General features: G+C 68.8%; 20 protein-coding genes and 1 pseudogene. 14 read left to right on the top strand and 7 right to left on the bottom strand.

The window, feature by feature from the left end:
* The first annotated feature begins 113 nt into the window (after positions 1–113).
* From YWM_RS0111215 to YWM_RS0111190, 6 genes are all read left to right on the top strand, one after another.
* Positions 114–1,748, top strand: a complete 1,635-nt coding sequence (locus YWM_RS0111215; RefSeq protein ID WP_245566004.1) for an AMP-binding protein — start codon at positions 114–116, stop codon at positions 1,746–1,748.
* Positions 1,749–1,902: 154 nt separating this feature from the next.
* A complete protein-coding gene (locus YWM_RS0111210) occupies positions 1,903–2,988 on the top strand; it encodes an S-(hydroxymethyl)mycothiol dehydrogenase (protein ID WP_028850805.1) in 1,086 nt (361 codons plus the stop codon).
* Complete coding sequence (locus tag YWM_RS0111205) at positions 2,985–3,614, top strand: MBL fold metallo-hydrolase (RefSeq protein ID WP_028850804.1); 630 nt, start codon at positions 2,985–2,987, stop codon at positions 3,612–3,614. The genes YWM_RS0111210 and YWM_RS0111205 overlap by 4 nt, the downstream gene beginning before the upstream one ends.
* An 89-nt stretch (positions 3,615–3,703) precedes the next feature.
* Positions 3,704–4,384, top strand: a complete 681-nt coding sequence (locus YWM_RS0111200) for a TetR/AcrR family transcriptional regulator (protein ID WP_043660740.1) — start codon at positions 3,704–3,706, stop codon at positions 4,382–4,384.
* A 152-nt stretch (positions 4,385–4,536) separates the two neighbouring features.
* Positions 4,537–6,081, top strand: a complete 1,545-nt coding sequence (locus tag YWM_RS0111195; protein WP_028850802.1) for a class I adenylate-forming enzyme family protein — start codon at positions 4,537–4,539, stop codon at positions 6,079–6,081.
* A gap of 76 nt (positions 6,082–6,157) precedes the next feature.
* Positions 6,158–6,754, top strand: coding sequence for a TetR/AcrR family transcriptional regulator (locus tag YWM_RS0111190; protein WP_052344787.1), 597 nt, complete (start codon positions 6,158–6,160; stop codon positions 6,752–6,754).
* Positions 6,755–6,789: 35 nt separating this feature from the next.
* Here YWM_RS0111190 and YWM_RS0111185 read toward each other — a convergent pair whose 3' ends face one another.
* The 5 genes and pseudogenes from YWM_RS0111185 to YWM_RS0111170 all read right to left on the bottom strand — a co-directional run bounded on the left by YWM_RS0111185 (position 6,790) and on the right by YWM_RS0111170 (position 10,589).
* Positions 6,790–7,017, bottom strand: coding sequence for a hypothetical protein (locus tag YWM_RS0111185; RefSeq protein ID WP_169720982.1), 228 nt, complete (start codon positions 7,015–7,017; stop codon positions 6,790–6,792).
* A 133-nt stretch (positions 7,018–7,150) separates the two neighbouring features.
* Positions 7,151–7,261: pseudogene (locus YWM_RS27110) on the bottom strand (manganese catalase family protein); the annotation flags it as partial.
* A gap of 52 nt (positions 7,262–7,313) precedes the next feature.
* Positions 7,314–8,837 carry an aldehyde dehydrogenase family protein gene (locus YWM_RS0111180; protein WP_043660736.1) on the bottom strand — a complete coding sequence of 508 codons (1,524 nt, stop codon included), beginning with the start codon at positions 8,835–8,837 and terminating at the stop codon, positions 7,314–7,316.
* Between the two features lie 79 nt (positions 8,838–8,916).
* A complete protein-coding gene (locus YWM_RS0111175) occupies positions 8,917–9,729 on the bottom strand; it encodes a class I SAM-dependent methyltransferase (RefSeq protein ID WP_028850798.1) in 813 nt (270 codons plus the stop codon).
* 131 nt (positions 9,730–9,860) lie between these two features.
* The gene (locus tag YWM_RS0111170) at positions 9,861–10,589 is read right to left on the bottom strand and encodes an SDR family NAD(P)-dependent oxidoreductase (protein ID WP_156914745.1); all 729 of its coding nucleotides are present in this window, start codon (positions 10,587–10,589) and stop codon (positions 9,861–9,863) included.
* An 80-nt stretch (positions 10,590–10,669) separates the two neighbouring features.
* On the opposite strand from YWM_RS0111170, the gene YWM_RS0111165 reads away from it, so the two are divergent.
* The gene (locus YWM_RS0111165; RefSeq protein ID WP_028850796.1) at positions 10,670–11,689 is read left to right on the top strand and encodes a zinc-dependent alcohol dehydrogenase; all 1,020 of its coding nucleotides are present in this window, start codon (positions 10,670–10,672) and stop codon (positions 11,687–11,689) included.
* A gap of 285 nt (positions 11,690–11,974) precedes the next feature.
* Here the strand turns inward: YWM_RS0111165 and YWM_RS23215 are convergent, their stop codons facing one another.
* Positions 11,975–12,700: a TetR/AcrR family transcriptional regulator gene (locus YWM_RS23215; protein ID WP_052344786.1), complete on the bottom strand. Its 726-nt coding sequence runs from the start codon at positions 12,698–12,700 to the stop codon at positions 11,975–11,977.
* Between the two features lie 382 nt (positions 12,701–13,082).
* Entirely contained in the window at positions 13,083–14,249 is a 1,167-nt protein-coding gene (locus YWM_RS0111155) for a CaiB/BaiF CoA transferase family protein (protein ID WP_028850795.1), read from the bottom strand.
* 121 nt (positions 14,250–14,370) lie between these two features.
* Here YWM_RS0111155 and YWM_RS0111150 point away from each other — a divergent pair, with 121 nt between their 5' ends.
* From YWM_RS0111150 to YWM_RS0111120, 7 genes are all read left to right on the top strand, one after another.
* A complete protein-coding gene (locus YWM_RS0111150) occupies positions 14,371–15,369 on the top strand; it encodes an ABC transporter permease (protein ID WP_052344785.1) in 999 nt (332 codons plus the stop codon).
* Between the two features lie 51 nt (positions 15,370–15,420).
* Positions 15,421–16,491, top strand: a complete 1,071-nt coding sequence (locus YWM_RS0111145) for a sugar ABC transporter substrate-binding protein (RefSeq protein ID WP_028850793.1) — start codon at positions 15,421–15,423, stop codon at positions 16,489–16,491.
* Positions 16,492–16,632: 141 nt separating this feature from the next.
* The gene (locus YWM_RS23210) at positions 16,633–18,834 is read left to right on the top strand and encodes an ABC transporter permease (protein WP_084612329.1); all 2,202 of its coding nucleotides are present in this window, start codon (positions 16,633–16,635) and stop codon (positions 18,832–18,834) included.
* Between the two features lie 13 nt (positions 18,835–18,847).
* A complete protein-coding gene (locus tag YWM_RS0111135; protein ID WP_052344810.1) occupies positions 18,848–19,939 on the top strand; it encodes an SMP-30/gluconolactonase/LRE family protein in 1,092 nt (363 codons plus the stop codon).
* Positions 19,936–21,483, top strand: coding sequence for a sugar ABC transporter ATP-binding protein (locus YWM_RS0111130; RefSeq protein ID WP_052344783.1), 1,548 nt, complete (start codon positions 19,936–19,938; stop codon positions 21,481–21,483). Before YWM_RS0111135 ends, YWM_RS0111130 begins: the two co-directional genes overlap by 4 nt.
* A 9-nt stretch (positions 21,484–21,492) precedes the next feature.
* Positions 21,493–22,506 carry a phosphotransferase family protein gene (locus tag YWM_RS25215; RefSeq protein ID WP_028850790.1) on the top strand — a complete coding sequence of 338 codons (1,014 nt, stop codon included), beginning with the start codon at positions 21,493–21,495 and terminating at the stop codon, positions 22,504–22,506.
* The gene (locus YWM_RS0111120) at positions 22,503–22,880 is read left to right on the top strand and encodes a hypothetical protein (protein WP_028850789.1); all 378 of its coding nucleotides are present in this window, start codon (positions 22,503–22,505) and stop codon (positions 22,878–22,880) included. The genes YWM_RS25215 and YWM_RS0111120 overlap by 4 nt, the downstream gene beginning before the upstream one ends.
* Positions 22,881–22,889 lie beyond the last annotated feature (9 nt).

The raw sequence follows: 22,889 nt of genomic DNA, 5'->3' as shown, positions 1-22,889 counted from the left end.
GGTCGCACATGCCCGGCCGTTACCCACAAAGGAACGTAGTGCGCTGCGCCGTGTGCGGTCAGGCTGCCAGGCATCCGACGAACACGATGACGTGGGCGAAAGGGGCCAAGGCGGTGACTGATGTGACGGGCGACGTGACCGTGCAGCCGGCGGCGGAGTACACGGCGGCGGACGCGTGCGCCGCGGAACTGCTGTGCGACCGGCATCCCGGCGACGCGGTGGCGTTCCGGGTGATCGAACCCGACCTGTCGACGACCGAGCTGACCTACGGCGAACTCGGCAAGCGCTCGCAGCAGCTCGCCGCGGCGCTGGCCGAGCGGGGCATCAAGCAGGGCGACGCGGTCGGTGTGCTGATGGCCAAGTCGGTGGACCTGCCTGCGGTGCTGCTGGCCATCTGGCGGCTCGGGGCGATCCACGTCCCGTTGTTCACCGCGTTCGCCACGCCGGCGATCGAGCTGCGGCTGACGGGCAGCGACGCCAAGCTGGTCATCACCGACGTGGACCAGGCGAGCAAACTGCTGTCGCTGGAGGGCAAGCCGTGGGAGGTCGTCCAGGTCGGCGGCGAGCAGCCTGCGGCACCCGGCTGGACGTTGCTGTCGGAGCTGGAAGCCGAGCAGCGGCCGGTGCCCGAGTCGGCTCGCGTGGGCGCCGACGGCGTGCTCATCCAGTTGTTCACCAGTGGCACGACCGGAACGCCGAAGGCGGTGCCGGTCCCGGTGAAGGCGCTGGCCTCGATGACCAGGTATCTGCTGGACGCGATCGACCTGCGCCCGGACGACGTGTTCTTCAACGCCGCCGACCCGGGTTGGGCGTACGGCCTGTACTACGCGATCCTCGGGCCGATGGCGCTCGGGCAGACCAGCATGTTGCTGCACGCCGGTTTCGCGCCTGCGCTGGCGTGGGACGTGCTCGAGCGGTTCCAGGTGACGAACTTCGCCGCGGCGCCCACCGTCTACCGGGCCCTGCGGGCCAACCCGCCGGGCCGTGCGGTGTCCATCCCGCTGCGCTGTGCCTCCTCCGCGGGTGAACCGCTGACCCCCGAAGTGATCAGCTGGGCTCGTGAGACGTTCGGCATCGAGGTGCGCGACCACTACGGGCAGACCGAACACGGGATGGTGGTGGCCAACTCGTGGCGGGACGACCTGCGGGCTGACGTGGTCGAGGGCTCCATGGGATACCCGCTGCCCGGCTGGTCGTGTGCGGTGCTGGCCGACGAATCCGACGAGGTGGTGCCGCCCGGCACGGTCGGTCGCCTGGCCATCGACACCGGCAACAGCCCGCTGATGTGGTTCCCGGGCTACGTGAACGCCCCCGAGCGCACCGCCGAGCGGTTCACCGCCGACGGCCGCTGGTGCCTCACCGGTGACACGGTCACCCAGGACGCCGACGGCAGGCTGTACTTCTCGTCGCGGGACGACGACGTGATCATCATGGCCGGCTACCGGATCGGGCCGTTCGACGTGGAAAGCGTGCTGGTTACGCACCCGGCGGTGGTGGAAGCCGCGGTCGTCGGTGCACCGGACGAGCTGCGCGGCGAGGTGCTCGAGGCGTACGTGGTGCTCGCCGAAGGGCGGCAAGCCGACGACGAGCTGGTGAGCGAGCTGCAGCAGCTGGTCAAGAAGGAATTCGCGGCGCACGCCTACCCGCGACGGGTGCACGTCGTCGACTCGTTGCCGAAGACGCCGAGCGGCAAGATTCAGCGCTTCAAGCTGCGGCAGCGCTCCACCCAGGAGGCGCCGACCAGCTGATGCGGTGCGGGTGTGGCCGGTGCCGGGCATCGGCCACACCCGCCCAGCGCGACTCTTTCGGAGCATCCCGTTGTGGCGCGAGACGTCGTAAGGTCAACCCGACTGTGATCATCGACACGTCGCCGGGTCAGCAGATCCGAGAGGGAGGCCGCCCATGTCGCAACAGGTTCGTGGCATCGTCGCTCGTCGCAAGGGTGAGCCGGTCACGATGGAGACCGTCGTGGTGCCGGATCCCGGACCGGGTGAGGCCGTGGTGCGGATCCAGGCGTGCGGGGTGTGCCACACCGACCTGCACTACCGGGAAGGCGGGATCAACGACGAGTTCCCGTTCCTGCTCGGCCATGAAGCGGCGGGCATCGTCGAGTCGGTCGGTGAAGGCGTCAGCACGATCGCCGAGGGCGACTTCGTCATCCTGAACTGGCGCGCGGTGTGCGGCGAGTGTCGGGCGTGCCGCAAGGGCAAGCCGCACTACTGCTTCGACACGCACAACGCGTCCCAGCCCATGACGCTGGCGGACGGCACGCCGTTGACGCCCGCGCTGGGCATCGGGGCCTTCGTCGAGAAGACGCTGGTGCACAGCGGGCAGTGCACGAAGGTCGATCCGGCGGCCGATCCCGCGGTGGCCGGCCTGCTCGGCTGTGGCGTGATGGCCGGGATCGGTGCGGCCATCAACACCGGCGGGGTGAGCCGCGGCGACTCGGTGGCGGTGATCGGCTGTGGCGGGGTCGGCAGTGCCGCGGTGGCCGGGTCCGTGCTGGCAGGTGCCACGAAGGTCATCGCGGTGGACATCGACGACACCAAGCTGGAGTGGGCGCGCTCGCTCGGCGCCACGCACACGCTCAACGCGAAGGAGACCGACCCGGTCGAGGCCATCCGGGAGCTGACCGACAGCTTCGGCGCCGACGTGGTGATCGACGCGGTCGGGACCCCGGAGACCTGGCGGCAGGCCTTCTACGCGCGCGACCTGGCAGGCACGGCCGTCCTGGTTGGTGTGCCGACGCCGGACATGACGTTCGAGCTGCCGCTGATCGACGTGTTCTCGCGCGGCGGCGCGGCGAAGTCGTCGTGGTACGGCGACTGCCTGCCGTCGCGCGACTTCCCGATGCTGATCGACCTGTACCTGCAGGGGCGGCTGAACCTGGACGCGTTCGTCACCGAAAAGATCGGGTTGGGCGACGTGGAGCAGGCGTTCGGCAAGATGCATTCCGGGTCCGTGTTGCGTTCGGTGGTGGTGCTGTGAGCCCGCGAATCGATCACGCCGTCGTCTCCGGCACGTTCAGCTTGGACGGCCAGACGTTCGACGTCGACAACAACATCTGGGTGATCGGGGACGACGAGCGGTGTGTGGTGATCGATGCGCCACACGATGTGGACGCGATCATGCAGGTGGTCGGCGATCGCACGGTCGAGGCGATCCTGCTGACGCACGCGCACGACGACCATGTGCGGGTGGCGCCGGAGCTGGCCGGACGTACCGGCGCGGAGCTGTGGCTGCATCCGGACGACCTGCCGTTGTGGCGGCTGACCCACCCCGAGCTCGAGCCGGACGCCGACTTGGTGGACGGTGCCCGGATGCGGCTGGGCGGCACCACGATCGATGTGCTGCACACGCCCGGGCATGCGCCGGGTGCGTGTTGCTTCGCGGTGCCCGACCTCGGGGTCGTGTTCACCGGGGACACGTTGTTCAAGGGCGGCCCGGGCGCGACGGGACGGTCGTTCAGCGACTTCCCGACGATCATCGACTCGATCACCAAGCGGCTGCTGAGCATGCCGCCGGAGACGGTGGTGCACCCGGGGCACGGTGACAGCACCACGATCGGGGCAGAGGCGCCGCAGCGCGAGGAGTGGATTCGCCGAGGGCATTAGATTCGTCTGCGCACCACGTTTGCGTGGCGAGGTCCGGTGAGGCCACGTGAGAATGTGGGGCCGAATCGGTCGAAGTAGGGGAGTGTGTGGTGACGGCAGGGGGCGCCAAGCGGCGGGGTCGAGCATCCGACATCCTGGCGGCTTTCACCCGCAATGTGGCGGTGCGCGGCTACGACGCGGCGAATTTCAGCGAGATCGGCCACGAACTGGGCATTTCCAAAGGCACGATCGTCCACCACTACGGCACCAAGCATCGGCTGCTCGCCACGCTGCACGAGAAGTACATGCGGGCGCGGCTGGAGGAAGCACGGCTGATCTGCCGGCGACTGGAGACGCCGCAGCGGCAGCTGGCCGGGTTGCTGTTCGCGTCGATCCTGTACCAGGTGCACGAGCGCGATGCGACCGTCGCGTTCCAGCGGGAGGTCGCTCGGATCGCGGGCACGGACGGGGAACGCCTGCGCGACGAGTATTTCGGGCTGGTGCGGGACGTCATCCGGCGAGGCGTCGCCGAGGGCGTGTTCCGCTCGGGTGACATGGACGTCCGCACGCTGTTGATCTTCGGGGCGAGCCACTGGGCGTGGACGTGGTTCCGGCCGGACGGTGAGCAGAGTGCCGAGCAGGTCGGTGCGACGTTCGTCGACCTGATCCTGGGCAGCCTGCTGGTGGATCGGTCCGCCGTCGGCGAGCTGGCCGACCCGGACGGCGCCATCGCGCACACGGTGCGGCAGTGCTTCGACGATGTGGCCGAGGACCTCGCGTCCGCTCCGTAGCGCCGTCTGTTCCGACCGAGCATGCCGCGTTCCCCGACGTCCGCCTTACCGCTGTCCAGGGGATTGACCGGCTATGCGGTCGGTCAATACGGTCGGCGGCTACCAGCGCAGGGCCGGTTGCCCGGCTCGCGTAGACGTGCGAAGGGGTGGCGATGACGCAGACATTTCCCGCGTTGGTGGCCGGTGCGGCGGCCGAGAATCCGGGCAAGCCGTTCTTGCGATGCCGGTCCGAGTCCGGGCCGGTCGAGATCTCGTTCGCCGAGCTCGAGCAGCGCAGCAGGCGGGTGGCCGCCGGGCTGCGCAACCTGGGGATCGGGCGTGGTGACCGCGTCGCGATCGCGGCGTCGAACCAGGCCGAGTGGCTGGAGTTCTTCTTCGGCGCGGCCGGCATCGGCGCGATCACCGTGACGCTGAACGTGCGGTACCGGGAGAACGAGCTCTCCTTCATGCTGGCGCAGTCCGGGGCGCGCCTGGTGGTGTCCTCCGCGACGGACGGCGACACCGACCTGACCGCGATCTACGACAAGATCAAGCCCGGCCTGCCGAACCTCGAGCACGTGTTCTTCCTCGGTGCAGGCGACGACTGGAGTCGGTTGACCAGCAGCGACGGCGACGGCGAACCGGCCGATGTGGCGCCTGACGATCCGGCGATGATCCTGTACACGTCGGGCACCACCGGCACCCCGAAAGGCGCCACGCTGACCCACGGCAGCATCATCGGTGCCGCCAGGGCCCAGGTGCAGCACTTCCAGGTCCGCCACGACGACGTCTACGCCGCGGTGATGCCGCTCAACCACGTCGGCGGCATCACGTGCACCATCACGGCGGCCCTGCTGACCCGGTCGACCGTCGCGCTGCAAGCGGCGTTCTCGCCGAGCAAGGCGCTGGAAGCCATCGCGAGCAACCGCGCCACGATCTTCGCAGGCGTGCCGACGATGTGGACGTTGATGCTGGCGGACGAGTCGCGGCAACGACACGACACCAGCTCGCTGCGGCTGGCGGTGATCGGTGGCGCGAACGCCGACCCGCCGTTGTGCGCGGCGATCTGCGAGGCGTTCCCCAACGCGCGGCTGCACAACCTGTACGGACTGTCCGAGGTCTCCGGCGCGTGCGTCATCTCCCCGCCGGACGACGACCAAGCAACCGTGGCGCGCTCGATCGGAGTGGCGCTGCCGGGGGTCGAGCTCCGCGCGGTGGACGCCGACGGTCGCGAGGTGGAGCCGGGCACCGACGGCGAGCTGCAGGTTCGCGGGCCGGGCCGGGCGGCGGGCTACTGGGACAACCCCGAGGCGACGGCCGCGACGTTCCTGCCCGACGGGTGGGTGGCCACCGGTGACATGGTGACCATCGAGCCGGACGGTCACGTCGTCCTGCGCGGCAGGCGCAAGGAGATGTTCGTGCAGGGCGGCTACAACGTCTACCCGGTCGAGGTGGAGAACGTGCTCGCCGCGCATCCCGCGGTGGCGATGGTGGCAGGCATCGGCGTCCCGGACCCCGTGCTCGGCGAGGTCGGCCAGTACCACATCGTGCTCAAGCCCGGCACCACCGCGACCGAGGAGGAATTGCGAGAGTTCTGCGCGGCTCGACTGGCCGACTACAAGGTGCCGCGGCGCATCGTGTTCGCCGACGAGCTTCCGCTGACGCCCGCGGGCAAAATCGCCAAGGCGAAGCTGCGTGCTGAGGCGGCCGGTTCGTGAGCGATGCCTGACCAGCGGTGATCATTGCCTAGCGTAGGGTCGTACGCTCGTCGTGCTGTCAGCGGGAGGCTTGTTCATGACCGACACGGTGCCGCGCAAGCGCTTGCCGGGTCCGGTACGCCGTGAAGCCATTCTGTCCGCCGCGCTCGATCTGTTCGCCAGGCGTAGCTATGACGCCGTCGGCATGCGTGACGTCGCTGCCGCGTGCAATTTGAGCGCGACCGGCATCTACCGGCACTTCCCGAGCAAGGAGGCCCTGCTCATCGGCCTGTTCGATCGGCTGAGCGACCAGCTGACCGCGGGCATGCGGGAGGCGTCGAGAGCCGGGTCGCCGCGGGACGTGCTGGAGGCCTTGGTGCGGTTCCACGTGGGCATCGCCCTGCGGGAACCGGCGATGATCCCGATCTACCAGCGCGAGGAGTCGATCCTGCCGCCCCAGGAACGGCGCCGCTTCCGGCAGGTGCTGCGCGACTACCTGGCGATGTGGACCAGCACGCTGCAGCAGGTCGTCCCGGACGTCTCCGAAGGAGAAGCGCGGACCACCGTGGTGGCCGCGTTCGGCACGATGAACTGCATCGCCTTCCACCGCAGCACGCTCGGTATCCGGGCGCTGGAACGGCTGCTGGTCGAGCTGGCCGGCCGCACGCTCGGGGTGAACTTCGCGCGGGACTGAGCTCAGTCGCCGAGCTGGGCGGGTTGCCGGTGCGCTCAGCCGCCGAGCTGGGTGAGTTGCACGTTCAACTGTGCGGCTTCCGCTTGCAGCTGCGCGGCATCGGGCCGGGTGCCCAACCGCGACACCACTTCGTCGTACTCGGCGATCACGATGCCGGGTTGCTCGCTGCCGTCGCGGTCGAGGCGAACCTGACCCTCGACCAACAGGAGCCTGCTGCTCGCACTTCCGGCTTCGAGCAGATCCCGCACGTGCCGTTCCGACACGCCCGTGTCGGCTTCGTGACCCTCGTGTCGACCCATGGCCGGGGTTACCGCCACCGGCGGGCGGCGAAACCCACTCCGGGCCGTGCGAGGTCGACCGGCCGGCGACGCCGTCGGTCCATGCCGGGCTTGTATGCCACGGGTTGCCGTTGCTGTCCACCGGCCGCGCTCCGGCACCGGCGACGACAGCGTGCTGCACGTCGGTCCCGCCGACGATCGCGGTGACCGTCGGATCGGCTTGCGCGGCGTGCGCGGCGGGCAAACTCTCGTTACGCCGTTCGGCGGCAGGCCGACAGCAGTCAGCTTTGCGCGCCGGTCTCTCCTGGCACGGAGTAGGTCACTGTGTGCGGCTCGGTGAAGTCGAGCAGCCCGTCGACGCCGAGTTCGCGGCCGATGCCGCTCTGCCGGAAGCCGCCGAACGGTGCCCGGTCGTCCTGCGCCACGGCGTTGTGGTTGTTGATCCACACCGTGCCGGTGCGTAACCGGTCGGCCGCGTCGGCGGCGCGCTCGGGATCGGCGGACCACACCGACGAACACAAGCCGGCCCACTCGTCGTTGAGCTGGTCGATCAACGCGTTCTCGTCGTCGAACGGAGCGATCGGCAATGCGGGCCCGAACTGCTCGGTGGTGACGATCTTGCTGTCCGGAGCCGGGTCGAGCACCACCGTCGCAGGCAGGAAGTAGCCGCCCGCGCTCTGGGCGTCCGGATCGATCGTGCCCAGTTCGCGGACCTCGTGACCGGCAGACCGCGCCTCGTCGCACAACTGGCGGACCTTGTCGCGCTGTTGTGCGTTGTTCAGCGGGCCCATGGAGATGTCGGCGTCCAGCCCGTTGCCGATGCGGTAGCGCGACAGGATGTCCGACATCCCGTCGACCACTTCGGCATAGCGGCTGCGGTGCACGTAGAGGCGTTTGATCCCCATGCACACCTGCCCCGTGGTCAGGAAGGAGCCGGTGACCAGTCGCTGCAATGCGTCCTGATCGAGCGTGGCGTCGTCGAGGACGACGGCGGGGTCGTTGCCGCCCAGCTCCAGCGTGACTCGCGTCAGGTTCTTCGCCGCGGTGGTCATCATGTACTGCCCGGCGGAGGTGCTTCCGGTGAAGACGATCTTCTGCACCCGGCGGTCCTCGATCACCGGCGCGACCGACTCGTTGTCTCCGGTCACCACGTTCAGCACGCCCGGAGGAAGGCCGCGGGCGAGCAGGCGCAGTGTCTCGACCACGGCCAGTGGGCTGGTCGGCGGTGGCTTGACGATCACCGGGTTGCCGGCGACCAGCGCATACGGGAGGCTCGCCGCCAAGATCGCCAGCGGCCAGTTGTACGGCACGATGATCGTGGTGACCCCGACCGGTAAGGCGTTGACCCGCGAGCGGAACGGCGGCAGCGAAGGTGTCGGCGCCTCGGCGGCCTCGGGCGCGGACGGAACCGGAAGGTCCTCGGTCCTACCGAGCTGGTCGGCCAACGCCGCGGCAAGCTGGCAACGCGAGACGAAGACGCCGAGTTCGGTCTTCGCTTCCTGCAGGATCTTGCCGTTCTCGCGAGTCAGCAGCGCGGCCCTCGCTTCGGTCTGGTCGAGCCCACGCAGTGCCGTGGTGAGGACTTCGGCCCGCTTGGTCGGCGCCATCGCGCTCCACATCGGCCACGCCCCGGCTGCGGCGTCCACGGCCGCGGTGGCCTGGTCGACCGTCGCGGCGGAGATGTAGCCGACGATCTCGTCGGGCGCGGCGGGATTGTGCACCGGTTGCCGGTCGCCTGCGTGCACCTCCTCGCCGTTGATCAGCAAGTCGGTGTGGATCGGCTCGACACTCGTGGACGCGGACATCATCACTCCAGCGCGCAATAGGCAACGGGACTACACCCGCCTACCCGCACGTGAACAGCGGTGAAACCCGCCTCGGCGCTCAGGCCTTCGTGGCGATCGTGATCAAGTACTCCCAGTCGGAGACCAGCGTGCCGTCGGTGGCCTTGTTCGACTCGGCGGCCAGGGCGATCATGTCCGCCCGGAAGGCCGCGCGGCCGTCGTCGTCCAGCCGGGCCGCCGCCATGTGGGTGGGGCCGTAGTGGGTGAGGAAGAAGTCCGCGAAGTGCTCCGGGCTGAGGAATCGCTGCGTGACCCTGGTCTTGCTGAAGGCGGTGTCGGAGACGTGCTCGCCGAGCATCTCCCGCACGGTGGCTTCATCGCCCCAGCGCACCGGGGGCAGTGATCCGGGCGGGGGTGCGGCGTGCTTGCCCACGGTCTTCAGCAACTGCCCGACGAACCCGGTCGCCGTCCAGCTGGCGATGCCGACGCGGCCGCCTGGTCTGGTGACCCGGACCAGTTCGTTGGCGGCGCGCTGGTGGTCGGCGGTGAACATGACGCCGATTGCCGACAACGTGTAGTCGAACGTGGCGTCGTCGAACGGAAGGTCTTCGGCGTCCGCTTCGCGAAAGTCGATGTCCAGGTCTTCGGCGGCCGCGCGTCGATGCGCCGAATCGACGAGGGCGGGCACGTAGTCGATGCCCGAGACGTCGCAGAACCTGCGGGCGGCCGCCAGCGCGACGTGCCCGGTGCCGGTCGCGACGTCGAGCACGCGCGAGCCCGGACGCAGGTCGACCACTTCGGCCAGGGTCTCGGCGACCGGGACGGTGATCCAGGCGATCTTGCCGTAGTCCCCGCTGCTCCAGATCTTCTGCTGTTTGGCCTTGATCTCCTCGAAGGTGACCGTGTCGGTCATGGCGTCTTCCTCACTCCTCGTCCGTGGGCCCTCCCGAGGTATGTCGCTCAGCGAACGGCGAGGTTGCGGGTCGACCGGCCGCACGGCCGGACGGCCGAAGCAGGTACGGCCGTCGGTCGCGGGGCGTTACGTCACAGGGACCAGCCGCCGTCGACGGTGAGAACCGTGCCGGTGCAGTAGGTCGCGTCTTCGGCCAGGAAGGCGGTGGCCGCCGCGATTTCCTCGGTCGTGCCGAAGCGACGGAGGACGGCGCGCTTGGCGATGTGCTCGCGGGACACGTCGGGGATGTCCGCCGTCATGTCGGTCTCCACGAACCCGGGTGCGACGACGTTGGCCCGGATGCCGTCCTTGCCGACTTCCTTGGCCAGCGACCGGGCGAAACCGAACAGGGCCGACTTGGCGCTGGCATAGGCGGTGTCGCCGGGGAAGCCTTGCAGTCCGACCACCGAGGAGACGAACGTGACGCTGGCGTTCTCTCCCTTGCGCAGCGCCGGCAGGACGGCGCGAATGAGCTGCGCGTTGCCACCGACGTTGGCTTCGAGGACGCGCCACCACTCGGTCGGGTCGAGCGAGTCGATGCGGCCACCGCGCCACATCCCGGCGTTCAGCACGACCGTGTCGAGCCGGCCCCACGTGGCGAGCACCGACTCCACCAACTGGGTGGCCGACTCGGCATTGCCCAGGTCGAACGACAGCGCCACAGCCTGGTCCGGATAGTCGGCGCAGATTCGCTCGGCTTCCTCGCGACTGTTCCGATAGGTACACGCGACGTTCAGTCCCCGCTTGGCGAGCGCGCGGGTGATCGCGGCTCCGATGCCGCGCGAACCGCCCGTGACCAGGGCTGTACGGCGTTCAGACACATTCACTCCAACAGTACCGACTGATCGGTACAATAATTCGATCTCGACGAAGCGTTGTCAAGCACGGAGAGGCTGCGGGTATGCGCGCGGTGGTTTTGCACGGCCCAGAACGGTATGAGCTGGTCGACCTGGCGGCCCCGGAGCCGGGCCCCGGCGACGTCCTGGTCGCGATCGACGCCTGCGGCGTCTGTGGGTCCGATGTGCACCTGGTGGAGGGCAGCACGGCCGCGCGGTACCCGGTGGTGCTCGGCCACGAAGCCGCTGGTCGCGTGGTCGCCCGTGGTGCGGAGGTGAGCAGCGTCGAGGAAGGCACCCGGGTGGCCGTCGTGCCCTACGTCGGCTGTGGCGACTGCAAGCTGTGTGCCGCCGGGCAGGCGCAGTCGTGTGCCACGCGAGACGTGCTCGGCGTGGATCGCGACGGCGCCCAGGCCGACCTGCTGGTGGTCCCTGCGGGCTGTGTCGTGCCGCTGCCGGACGCCGTGACCAGCGAAGTCGGTGCCATCCTCACCGACGCGGTGGCAACGCCGTGGCACGCGATCCGTCGCAGCGGAGTGGCCGCAGGCGATCGCGCAGTGGTGCTGGGCCTCGGCGGCCTCGGCATGCACGCCGTGCAGTTGCTCGCCGAGGTCGTCGGATGCGAGGTCATCGGCGTCGACCCCCGGCCCGAAGCGCGCCGGATCGCCACGCAGCACGGAGCGCACGACGTGCTGGAGAGCGCCGAAACGCTCGTCGACCAGGTCCGGAACGGACAGGCCGGGGTGGATGCGGTGTTCGAGATGGTCGGCGCGCCGTCGTTGGTGGACACCGCGCTGCGGTGCTTGCGCCCGCAGGGGAGTTGCGTGGTCGTCGGCATCTCGCCGGACCGCTTGGGCCTGCGGATGCGACAGGAGACCGTGGTGGCGCGAGAGCTGTCGGTGATCGGCAGTTTCGGTGCCACCGCGGCGGAGATCGCCGAGCTTGCGCAGCTGGTCGCCGCCGGACGGCTGGATCTTTCCGGCGGTGTCAGCGACAGCCTTCCGCCCGAGCGGTTCGCGGCCGCGCTGGCCGAGACCCGGGACAAGAAGGGTGGGTCCGTTCGCGTGGTGATCAGCTACCGCTAGGGCAGGAACGCGGGCGGTCCGGCGCGTCGGTCACCGCTGCCCGAGTCGGCCGGCGAGTCGTGGGGGGCAGGCGGAGGCGTGCGCTGCCACTCCGTGCTCCGCGGGCGGGGTCTGCGCGGCCGGCTCGAGTCGAGTTGTGAGCGGGACCTGGTCAGCGCGGCCGGGCCAAGTCGAGTCGTGAGCCGGGCCTGGTCGGCGCGGCCGGCCCGAACCGCGAGACACGAGCCCGCGCCCGGCTCATCCCACGCCGAACCTCGGCCGCGCGGGCCCGCAGCGTCGTCTCGGCTACCGCGTGGCGCTCTCGCTCTTGCCGTTCGACTTGCGGGACGGCGGCACCAGCTGCCCGTACAGCACCAGGTCGGTGAGCTTGTCCGCGACCTGCTCCGGGGTCAGCGGGCCTTTGGCGTGGTCGAACCACACGTAGGTCCAGTTGAACAGGCCGAGCACCCCCAGTACGGTCACCGAGTCCGCGGACCGGAAGACCCCGGCGTCCACGCCCTCCTGCAATACCTGCGCGAACAGGTCCTGATGCTGGTGGCGCAGTTTCGACAGTGCCCGTGCCCGCGTGCCGCTCAGCGCGTGTTGCTCCCGTAGCACCACGGTCACTTCGTCCTGCCGGGCGGCGATGGTCTGCACGTGCTCGCGGGCCAGCGCGCGCAACTTGTCGATGGGATGCAGATCCGACTCGACCACGCGCTTGCCCCTGGCGAGCGCTTCCTCGACGTGCCGCTTGGACAGGTTGTAAAGCAGGTCTTCCTTCGAGCCTATGTGGTAGTAGAGCGCGCCGCGCTTCAAGCCGGCCGCGTCGCCCAGCTCGGCAACCCCCGTTCCGTGGTAACCCTTGCGGGCGAAGACCTCGGCGGCCACGCGCAGGATCCGCTCCTGCGTCGACTCCTCCGGGGGTGCTCCGTTTTCCACGTCCGGCTCACCGGACTCGGCGCGATCCGACGATGGCTCAGCAGTGACGGCGGCGGTTGATTCGGCGGTGTCTACCCCCTGCTGTTTCGGCATGTGCCCATCACCTTCCGCATTGCACGGCCGCTGGCCGCTGCTTCCTTGATCCACGGTACCGACGCCGTGTGCGCCTTCGCCGCCGTTCCGCCAAAGCCGTCCCGACGGACCGGAACGCGAGTACCACCCTACGCCAACATACTGACCGATCTGTCCAACCCGTGAGTTGTCCCACGGTGAGATGACGGGGGACGGTGACGTCGAGCGCGCTCGTGAGCGACGGTCTCGGGGGCGCGCCAATTCGGCGGTGAGACAGGGTGCCGGGCGCAGCAGCCGCTCGCGGCGTCGTACGGCCAGGTCGAACCGTTCCGCGGCCGTCACCAGGACTGGACGGGCGGACGCCGCCGGGGTTCCTGGCGGGCCGCCGCGTCCGTCTCCAGGCTCACCCCGCGAGTGCGGCCTCGATCTCCGCGGCGCTCAGTCCGGCCTCGGCGAGGACGTCCCTGCTGTGCTCGCCCGGCAGTGGCGGCGGCTGCGGCGGCCCGGGCTGATCCATGCTGAACCGAGGCGCGGCCGCTGGCTGCACGATGCCGTTGACCTCGGTGAACGTGCCTCGCTCACGGTTGTGCGGGTGGGCAGGGGACTCGCCGAGCGACAGCACCGGAGCCACACACGTGTCCTCGTCGCCGAGCAGCTCGAGCCACTCCGCCTGCGGCCGGGTGGCGAATGTGTCGGCAAGCCGTTTCCGCAGCTTCGGCCAGTACGTCCGATCGCTGTGCCCGGCGACGAAATCCGGGTCGTCGGCCAGTCCGAGCAGCTGGAGCAGCCGCTGGTAGAACTGCGGCTCGATCGCCCCGACGGCCAGGTAGCGACCGTCCGCGCAGGCGTAGACCCCGTAGAAGTGGGCGCCCCCGTCGAGCAGGTTCGAGCCGCGCCGGTCCACCCACTCACCCTGCGCGCGCAGCGCGTGCAGGATGGTCGTCAACACCGCGGTCCCGTCGACGATCGAAGCGTCCACGACCTGGCCATATCCCGATTCCCGGGCCCGGAGCACAGCGGCGACGACGCCCAGCGCAAGCAGCATTCCACCGCCGCCGAAATCGCCGAGCAGGTTGACCGGGGGCACGGGCGGCCCGTCCTGGTGGCCGATCGGATCGAGGCCGCCCGCCACCGCGATGTAGTTGATGTCGTGGCCCGCGCGCGCTGCCAGCGGCCCGGACTGGCCCCAGCCGGTCATCCGCCCGTAGACCAGTCGCGGGTTGCGCGCCAAGCACACGTCAGGGCCGATACCCAGCCGTTCCGTGACGCCGGGACGGAAGCCCTCGATGAGCACGTCCGCGCCCTCGACCAGGCGAAGTAGCGCTTCCACGGCGGCCGGCTTCTTCAGGTCGAGCGCGACCGAACGCCGCCCGCGAGCCAGCAGGTCGTGGGTCGGATCGAGGGGATTTCCCGCTGCTCGCTCGCCGGGACGATCGACACGGATGACCTCGGCGCCCAGGTCGGCCAGCAACATCGCGCCGAACGGTGCGGGGCCGAGGCCGGCCAGCTCGATCGCTCGCACACCGCGGAGCGGGCCGGTGGGGTGCGGGGGTTCCTCGGTGCGCGACATAGCCGCCTCCTTGGCATCAGTAACCGATGTGGGTGAACTCGCCGGTCTTGACGAAGTGTCGTCGTAGTGTACCGTTCGGTCAGTACAAATCGAGTCTCCGTGGATCGCCTAGGAGAGCGAAATGGGAGCGGTTCTGGCAAAGGTGCGGCCCGGTGGTCAGCTTCGGCTGTCGCAGGAGCAGATCATCTTGCTCGTCGTTGCGTCGCTGTTCGTGGTGTTCAGCCTCCTGCTGAACGGGTTCTTCACCGCGGAGAACCTGCTGAACCTGCTCCGCAGCGTCTCGTCACTGGGCATCCTCAGCGTCGCGATGGCGGTCGTGGTGATCGCGCGCGGCATGGACTTGTCGCTGGTCGCCTCGATGGGCGTGGCCACCGCGATCTCGATTCAGCTCATGCGCACCGATCTCGGTACCCCGATGGCCCTGCTGGTCGGTCTCGGCATCGTGCTGCTGATGGGTGCGATCAACGGCTTTTTGATCGCGTTCGTGGAAATCCCGCCGCTGTTCGCCACCCTGGCCTCCGGCCTGCTGATCTACGGGCTGGCGCGCACGGTGATCCTGGACGGCCTGATCGTCGAGCTGCCGCCGGACCGCGACTTCGTCCGCTGGCTCGGTCAGGGCGTGGTGTTCGGCATCCCCGCGCCGATCATCATCTTCGTCGTCGTGGCCGTGGTGGCCCACTTCCTGCTCAGCCGGACCCGCACCGGCCGCTTCATCTACGCGCACGGTGACAACAGCGGCGCCGCCGGCCTGACCGGCATTCCGGTCCGCCCGCTGACCGTCACCGAATACATGATCACCGGGGCCATCGGCCTGGTCGGTGGCCTGGTGATGGCCGGATCGGTCGGCGGTTTCAACACGCAGATCATCGACGGCTCACTGATCTACGACGTGCTGCTGGTGGTCGTCGTCGGCGGCATCAGCCTGGTCGGCGGCCGCGGCGGTGTGCTGTCCGTCGTCGCAGGTACCGCGCTGATCGGCGTGATGCTCAACGGAATGACGATCTTGAACATGAACACCCACGAGAAGGACATCGTCAAGGGGTTGATCCTGCTCGCCGCGCTGGTGTTGGACAACCGGCTGCACCCCAGGGACGAGGAAACGGTCCGCCAAGGCGATTGAAGCTCGACCACGCATTCATCCACCGGAAACGAAAAGGACAGGGAGGTCCTGATGCGCCGAATAGGACGGCGGACAGCCGCGCTGGCCGCCGCGACGATGATCGCGCTGACCGGGTGTTCGACTGGCGGCGGCTCGGAGTCGGACGCCAACGGTGGCGGGGAAGGGCTGGCGCCCACCGTCTCCGCCGAGAAGCTTCGCGAGCACGCCGTCGGCAGCCTGAAGGGCAAGACCGCGGCTTTCGTCCCGGTGGGTCTCGGCACGCCGCTGACCGAGGAGTGGGCGCGGCAGATGAAGCGCGGGTTCGAGGCCGCCGGCATGAAGTTCGTGCTGCGCGACCCGAACTGGGACACCGCACGCCAGGCCGAGGCGGTGCAGTCGCTGATCAACGACAAGCCCGCGGTGCTGGTGGTGCACAACTTCGACGTGCAGGTGTTGGCCAAGCTGATCCAGCAGGCGGAGAAGGCGGGCATCTACGTCATCCAGATCAACATGGTGTCCAACTACAAGTCCGACGCGTTCGTCGGCGCGGACACCATCGACCTGGGCAGGCGGATCGCCACCGACATCGTCAAGGAGTGCGGCGCGGGCACCAACACCTCGCACAAGGTGCAGATCGTGCAGGGTGACGCGACCTCCGGCTTCACGCTCGACGTGATGGCCGGCGCCAAGTCGGTGTTCGACAAGCACAAGGAGATCAAGATCGTCTCCACCCAGGCGGCGAACTGGGACCGGACCAAGGCGCACGACATCACCTCCACGGTGATTCAGCAGCACCCGGACCTGTGTGCGAGCTGGGGCTTCTGGGACCAGATGCAGTACGGCGCGGCCACCGCGATCAAGGAAGCGGGCAAGATCGACAAGGTCAAGGTGTTCACCTCCGACCACTCCGCGATCACCTGCGAGGCACTGCGGGACAAGCTGTTCTTCCAGTCCTACGGCTACTCGGTGCCGACGCAGGGCACGGACATCGTGGCGATCGCCAAGCAGCTGCTGCAGTCGGGTAAGCCGCCGGGGTCGTCGCGGATCGCCGACTACACCCCGCTGGTGAAGATCGATCGTTCCAACTGGAACAAGCAGAACATGTGTTACGACGGCAAGACCGACGGTCTGACCGTGTCCTGATCCGTCGCTCCCCCTCCTGCTCCGGGGCGTCCGTTTGCCGACTGTCCCCGCGGACGCCCCGGAGCCTTCCCACTCGTCGCTGATCAACAACCCCGCTGTCCAGGCCGCCGTGTCCGGTGCCTAGCAGAGAGCGAGAGTTCGATGACCGAAAGCGTGACCCCGCGCCGCGTGACGTCTCGGCGGCCCCCGGAACGCAACGTGCCGGCCGACGAGACCCTCGGCATGAAGCTGCGTCATCTGCGCAGGCGTATCGCCCTGCAACAGGTGTTCGCCGAGCTGTTCGCCAAGCGTTGGATGGAGCCGGCCATCCCGCTGGCGCTGCTGGTCGGCGTGGTGGTGTTCTTCTCCATCGCCGCGCCCGGCTTCGCCACCGAGCAGAACCTGCTGTCCAGCTCCGCCGAGCTGGCCGAACTGGCCCTGGTGTGCCTCGGCATGGCGGTGGTGCTGATCTCCGGCGGTATCGACCTGTCCGTCGGGTCGATGTTCGGCCTGTGCAACATGGTCGTGCTGCTGCTGGTCACCCTCAGCGGCCTGCCGGTGATCGCCGCGATCGGGCTCGGCCTGCTGATCGGTGCGTTGCTCGGCGCGATCAACGGCAGCATCGTCGCCTACCTGAAGGCGCGGCCGTTCTTGACCACGTTGGTCACCTTGATCATTTTCCGCGGTGTGCTGAACCTGCTGGACCTGAACTTCTCCGCGCAGACCGCCACCGCGTTCGTCCTCGACCCGATCTGGGAGTGGTTCAGCACCGGCAAGGTCGCCGGGATTCCGTTCAGCTTCATCACGCTCGTCGTGGTGCTGCTGATCGGGCACATCGTGCTCAGCCGCTCCCGGCTGGGCTGGCACATCACCGCGGTCGGCGCCAGCAGGCGTGCAGCCCGGCACGCCGGTATCCGCGTCGAGCGGGTGCTGCTGCTCAGCTACGTGTTCTCCGGGCTGCTGTGCGCGCTCGCCGGCATCTTCTACGCCGCGCGACTGTCCAGTGCCAGTGCCCGGGTCGGAGAGGGCATGGAGCTGACCGTGCTCACCGCGGTCATCCTGGGCGGCATCAGCCTCTCCGGCGGTAAGGGCACGGTGTGGCGGGCGTTCATCGGTGCCGCCACCATCAGCCTGCTCGGCAAGGGCCTGCTGCTGATGAACGTCGGCGGCGAGGTGTTCCAGACCGTGCTGGCCGGCGTGCTGATCCTCGCGGTCGGCCTCGACCTGAAGTGGGGCAAGAACCGCGGCAAGGCGATCCAGAAGACCTACGTCAACCCGACCATCGTGCAGTACGGCGACCTGCCCGACTGCCGCCCGGGTTCCGGCAGCGCGTTCGAGATGAACGACCGGCTGGTCGGCGCGGAAAGCATCGGTGTCGGCAAGGTGGAAGGCCCCGAGGACGTCATCCTCGACAAGCAAGGACGGCTCTACTGCGGCACCCGGCAGGGCTGGATCATGCGGTTCTCCGGGGAGAACTTCGAGAACGCGGAGATCTTCGCCCGCATCGGTGGCCACCCGCTCGGTCTGGCGTTCGACGCCGACGACAACCTCGTCGTCTGCGTCGCGGGCATGGGGTTGTACGCGGTCACCCCGGACGGCGAGGTGCGCAAGCTGACCGACGAGTCGAACCGGACGTGGACGCGGCTGCGTGACGACAGCCGGCTGCGGCTGGCCGACGACCTGGACATCGCCCCGGACGGCAAGATCTACTTCAGCGAGGGCACGACCCGCTTCGAGATGGCGGACTGGATCCTCGACGGCGTCGAAGGCCGCCCGAACGGCAGGCTCCTGTGCTACGACCCGGAGACCGGCAAGACCAGGACGGTCATCCGTGACCTGGTCTTCCCCAACGGCGTGTGCTGCAGCCACGACGGCAAGTCGTTCCTGATCGCGCAGACGTGGCTGTGCCGGATCCTGCGGTACTGGATCGACGGGCCGAACAAGGGCCGGATCGAAGTGTTCATGGAGAACTTCCCCGGCTATCTGGACAACATCAACCGCGCGTCGGACGGCACGTACTGGGTGGCGCTGAACGGCATGCGCTCGCCCGCGTACGACCTGGCCATGCGGATGCCGGTGTTCCGCCGCCGGATGATGAAACGCATCCCGCGCGACGAGTGGCTCTACCCGAGCATGAACCACGGGTGCGTGGTGAAGGTGTCCGAGAGCGGCGAAGTGCTCGAGACGTTGTGGGATCCGGGCGGCACGGCCCACGCCACGATCACGTCGATGCGGGAACACGACGGCTACCTCTACATCGGTGGCCTGGAGAACAACCGCGTCGGCCGGATCAAGCTCGACAACTCTCCCGCCGAGTCGGTCGGTGCCGGTGCCCCATCCGTCGCCGGTACGGCCGCGAGCTGACAGGGAGCCGACGATGGCATTCGAAGCTTTGCAGCTGGTCAAGGAGTTCTTGTTCCCGGGCCGCCACAGTGGCACGGCGATCCCGCCGCTGGACGGTGGGCTGACCCCGAACGACGCGTTGGAGAACGCCGACGACGTCGTCGAGCTGCCCGAGCCGGACGACGTCCTGCTGGTCGGCGACAGCCTCTACATCAGCAGTCGCAACGCGGTGCTGCGGGTTCCCGCCGCCGGCGGTTCCCCGGTCACGGTCGCCGAGTTCGACGGTGAGACCGGAGCGCTGACGCGGCTGCCGGACGGGCAGATCCTGGTCGCGGTGGCCGGTGTCGGTGTGGCGTCGATGACCGAGGAGGGCCGCACCCGGGTGGTGCTCAGCGAAGCGGGCGGGCTGCCGGTGCACTGCCCGACCGACTTCGCGGTGCTCGACGACGGATCGGTGCTGGTCACCGACGGGTCGAGCAAGCACTTCGGGCAGAAGTGGGTCTACGACCTGATGGAGCGCAACAGCCTGGGCAGGCTGCTGCGGTTCGAGCCGGGCGGCACGGCGACGGTGCTGGCCGACGGGCTCGCCTACGCCAGCGGGGTCGCGCTCACCGAGGACGGGTCGGCGGCGGTCAGCCAAGCGTGGTCGCACCGGATCAGCACGATCTCGCTCACCGGTCAGGGAGAGCCCACGCCGCTGAAGAGCAACCTGCCCGGTTACCCCGGCAGGCTGGAGCCCGCGGCCGGTGGCGGTTTCTGGCTGGCCATGTTCGCGCTGCGCACCCAGCTGGTCGAGTTCACCCTGACGCAGCGCGACTACGTGCGGGAAATGATGCGCACCATCGAGCCGGACTACTGGATCAGGCCGGCCCTGCGCAGCCTGAACAGTGGCCTGGAGCCGCTGCAGGGCGGCCAGATCCGCAAGCTCGGGGTGATCAAACCGTGGGCGCCGCCGCGGTCGTACGGGCTGGTGGTGCGGCTCGACGCCGACGGCCACCCGTCCAGCAGCCTGCACAGCAGGGGCGGCGGCACCCGGCACGGCGTGACGTCGGTGCGGCAGTTCGGTGATCGGGTGCTGGTCGCGGTGCGCGGCGGCGACTGCGTGGTGGAGGTGAACGACCGATGAGCCAGTCACTGGTCGACCTGGTCGACATCGCGCCGGAGGAACGAGACGCCAAGCTCGTCGACATCCGCCGGATGACCAAGGCGTACCGCGGTGTGCACGCCATCAAGGACATCGACTTCAGCCTGTACGCCGGTGAGGTGCACGCACTGGTCGGGGAGAACGGCGCGGGCAAGTCGACGCTGTGCAAGATCCTCGCCGGTGCCGTGCAGCCGACGTCCGGGACGATGGAGATCGCGGGCAAGGAGGTGTCGTTCCGGCGGCCGCACGACGCGCTCGAGGCCGGCGTCGCCATGGTCTATCAGGAAACCAGCCTGGTGCCGACCATGACCGCGGCGCAGAACATCGAACTCGGGCACGAGAAGCTGCTGACCCGCTTCCGCTCGCTCAACATCAACGCGCAGACGCTGCTGCTGTCGATGAACTTCCACGTCGACCCGACGGCGTACGTGTCGACGCTGGGTGCGGCGCAGAAGCAGATGGTGGAGATCGCCCGTGCCTTGCGGTCGAACGCGCGCATCGTCATCTTCGACGAGCCGACCGCGTCGTTGACGCCGGAAGAGACGCTGCACCTGTTCGACGTGATCGAGAAGCTGCGGTCGGCGGGCATGGGTGTCATCTACGTGTCGCACATGCTGGAGGAGTCGCTCAAGATCGCCGACCGGGTCACCGTGCTGCGGGACGGCGAGCGGGTGGTCACGCTCAACGCCAAGGAGACCAACCGCGACGAGATCGTCAAGCACATGGTCGGCAGGGCGCTGACCGGCAGCAACCGGCGCGCGGCGACCGGCGACGACAAGCCGCAGCGCAAGCGCAAGGTGCTCGAGGTGGAGAACCTCATCATGGGCAACGTGGTGCGCAACATGTCGTTCTCCGCCTACGCGGGCGAGGTGCTCGGCATCGCCGGCCTGATCGGCAGTGGGCGGACGGAGACGGCCAAGATCGTCGCCGGCGCGCTGAAGCGGAACCGGATCCACGGCGGCCGCGTGCTGCTGAACGGCAAACCGGTGCGCTATCGGGTGCCGAAGCAGGCCATCAAGGACGGCATCGTCTACATCACCGAGGACCGCAAGGCGGACGGGTTCTTCGAGACGATGACGATCGCGGAGAACCTGTATCTCGGGCACCTCGCGGCGCGCAGCGGCCGCAAGCGGTGGCTGCTGTCGCGCAGGAGCAGGGAGAAGATCGCCCGCGAGTGGACGCAGAAGCTGCGGATCAAGGCGATCAACTCCGACGCCAAGATCATCGAGCTGTCCGGCGGCAACCAGCAGAAGGTCGTGGTGGGCAAGTCGCTGGTGGCCGATCCGGAAGTGGTGATCTTCGACGAGCCGACCCGCGGTGTGGACGTCGGCGCGATCGAGGAGATCCACCAGCTCATCCGGCAGCTGGCCGACGAGGGCAAAGCGGTGATCGTGATCTCGTCCTATCTGCCCGAGGTGCTGTCGGTGTCCGACCGCATCCTGGTCACCCGGTTCGGCCGGGCGGTCGCCGAGTTCAGCGCCGAGGAGGCCACCCAGGAAAAGATCATGTACGCGGCGATCTTCTGAGGTGTTGTGATGGGAATACTTCACGCACCTGTCGACGCGGTCGAGCGGCGGTTCGGCGAACGACTCGGTAAGCCGGTGCGGTTGGTCGACCGCAAGATCGCCGGGGAAGGATTGTCCGACGAAACCGCCATCGTCACCGTGGACGTCGAGGGCGAAGGCGAGCGGAAACTGGTGGTCCGGCTGTTCCGGCCGGGCGCGATGGCGCGGCACGAGGTGGACCCGCAGCGCTTGCACCAGCTGCTGGTGGCGTTGACCGACACGCCGGTGCCGGTGCCCACTCCGCTGTGGTACGACCCGGACGCCTCGGTGTTCGGTCAGCCCTACACGGTGGTGTCGTGGGTGCCGGGCGCTGCGCTGGTGCAGTGGTCCCCGGAAGGGCGCGCGTTCCTGGCCGAGGCCGGACAAGGGCCGATCGGTGAGGACTTCTGCCGCATCCTTGCCGAGATCCACGCCGTCGACCGGACCACCGCCGATCTCGGTTTCCTGCCCGCGCCCGAGCCGGGCACCGCGTTCGCGGAAGCGGAGATCGACCGGCTGGAGGACTATCTGCGGCGGGTGGCCGACGAACCGGAACCGATCGTCGTCGACGGGATCGGTTGGCTGCGCGCCAACATCCCGCCCACCGAGCGGATCGCGCTGATCCACGGCGATTACCGCACCGGCAACCTGCTGTTCGACGACGAGCGCATCAGCGCGGTCATCGACTGGGAGTTCGCCCGGCTCGGCGATCCGCTCTACGACCTGGGCTGGGTGTGCTGTCCCTCCAACCGGATGGACAGCGACCTGGTGTGCATGCTGCTGCCCCTGGAGGACTTCCTGGCCCGCTACCAGCGGTACGCCGGGCGCACGGTGACCAAGGAGGCGTTGCACTTCTGGATCACGTTCCACCAGGTGCGGCACGCGATCATGTGGCTGGACGCGGGCAGGGCCGTGGCGGACACCGGCGACCTGCGTCTGGCCCGGATGTACTACACGATGCCGACCATGCGGGCCATGGTCGCCGATTGCCTCGAATACGCATGATCACCCCGACACAGATGGTCCTGGCGATCCGCAAGGACCTGGCCACTTCGGTACTGCCGACGATGACCGACGACCGGGCGCGCTCGTCGGTGATCGCGGCGATGGGCATCCTCGGCGTGCTCGCGCGGCAGATCCGTGAGGACGACTCGTGGCTGACCGAGTCGGTGCGGGTACTGGCCGACGGAGTGCGGCGATGGCCGGTCGACCCACCGCCGGAGGTGGCCGACCTGCGCGAATATCGCAAGAGCTTGCTGGACGTCAGCGCACAGTTGATCACCAAGATCTGGCGCGGCGAAGCCGACAGCGCACTGCTGGCAGACGTGCGTGGTGTGCTGCGGGCCGATTTGGACTTGCAGTTGAAGCGGATTCGGTGAGCCGAGATC

Origin of the sequence: Thermocrispum municipale DSM 44069 (genome assembly GCF_000427825.1) — a bacterium.
Classification (GTDB): Bacteria; Actinomycetota; Actinomycetes; order Mycobacteriales; family Pseudonocardiaceae; genus Thermocrispum; species Thermocrispum municipale.
The sequence above is the reverse complement of the archived record's forward strand: the minus strand, read 5'-3'. Positions and strand labels throughout refer to the sequence as shown.

Bases quoted from the DNA above. Each gene is read 5' to 3' on its own strand.
- YWM_RS0111210 (WP_028850805.1), top strand. From the start codon at position 1,903: ATGTCGCAACAGGTTCGTGGCATCGTCGCTCGTCGCAAGGGTGAGCCG.
- YWM_RS0111195 (WP_028850802.1), top strand. From the start codon at position 4,537: ATGACGCAGACATTTCCCGCGTTGGTGGCCGGTGCGGCGGCCGAGAAT.
- YWM_RS0111190 (WP_052344787.1), top strand. From the start codon at position 6,158: ATGACCGACACGGTGCCGCGCAAGCGCTTGCCGGGTCCGGTACGCCGT.
- YWM_RS0111180 (WP_043660736.1), bottom strand. From the start codon at position 8,837: ATGTCCGCGTCCACGAGTGTCGAGCCGATCCACACCGACTTGCTGATC.
- YWM_RS0111175 (WP_028850798.1), bottom strand. From the start codon at position 9,729: ATGACCGACACGGTCACCTTCGAGGAGATCAAGGCCAAACAGCAGAAG.
- YWM_RS0111165 (WP_028850796.1), top strand. From the start codon at position 10,670: ATGCGCGCGGTGGTTTTGCACGGCCCAGAACGGTATGAGCTGGTCGAC.
- YWM_RS23215 (WP_052344786.1), bottom strand. From the start codon at position 12,700: ATGCCGAAACAGCAGGGGGTAGACACCGCCGAATCAACCGCCGCCGTC.
- YWM_RS0111155 (WP_028850795.1), bottom strand. From the start codon at position 14,249: ATGTCGCGCACCGAGGAACCCCCGCACCCCACCGGCCCGCTCCGCGGT.
- YWM_RS0111150 (WP_052344785.1), top strand. From the start codon at position 14,371: ATGGGAGCGGTTCTGGCAAAGGTGCGGCCCGGTGGTCAGCTTCGGCTG.
- YWM_RS0111145 (WP_028850793.1), top strand. From the start codon at position 15,421: ATGCGCCGAATAGGACGGCGGACAGCCGCGCTGGCCGCCGCGACGATG.
- YWM_RS23210 (WP_084612329.1), top strand. From the start codon at position 16,633: ATGACCGAAAGCGTGACCCCGCGCCGCGTGACGTCTCGGCGGCCCCCG.
- YWM_RS0111135 (WP_052344810.1), top strand. From the start codon at position 18,848: ATGGCATTCGAAGCTTTGCAGCTGGTCAAGGAGTTCTTGTTCCCGGGC.
- YWM_RS0111130 (WP_052344783.1), top strand. From the start codon at position 19,936: ATGAGCCAGTCACTGGTCGACCTGGTCGACATCGCGCCGGAGGAACGA.
- YWM_RS25215 (WP_028850790.1), top strand. From the start codon at position 21,493: ATGGGAATACTTCACGCACCTGTCGACGCGGTCGAGCGGCGGTTCGGC.
- YWM_RS0111120 (WP_028850789.1), top strand. From the start codon at position 22,503: ATGATCACCCCGACACAGATGGTCCTGGCGATCCGCAAGGACCTGGCC.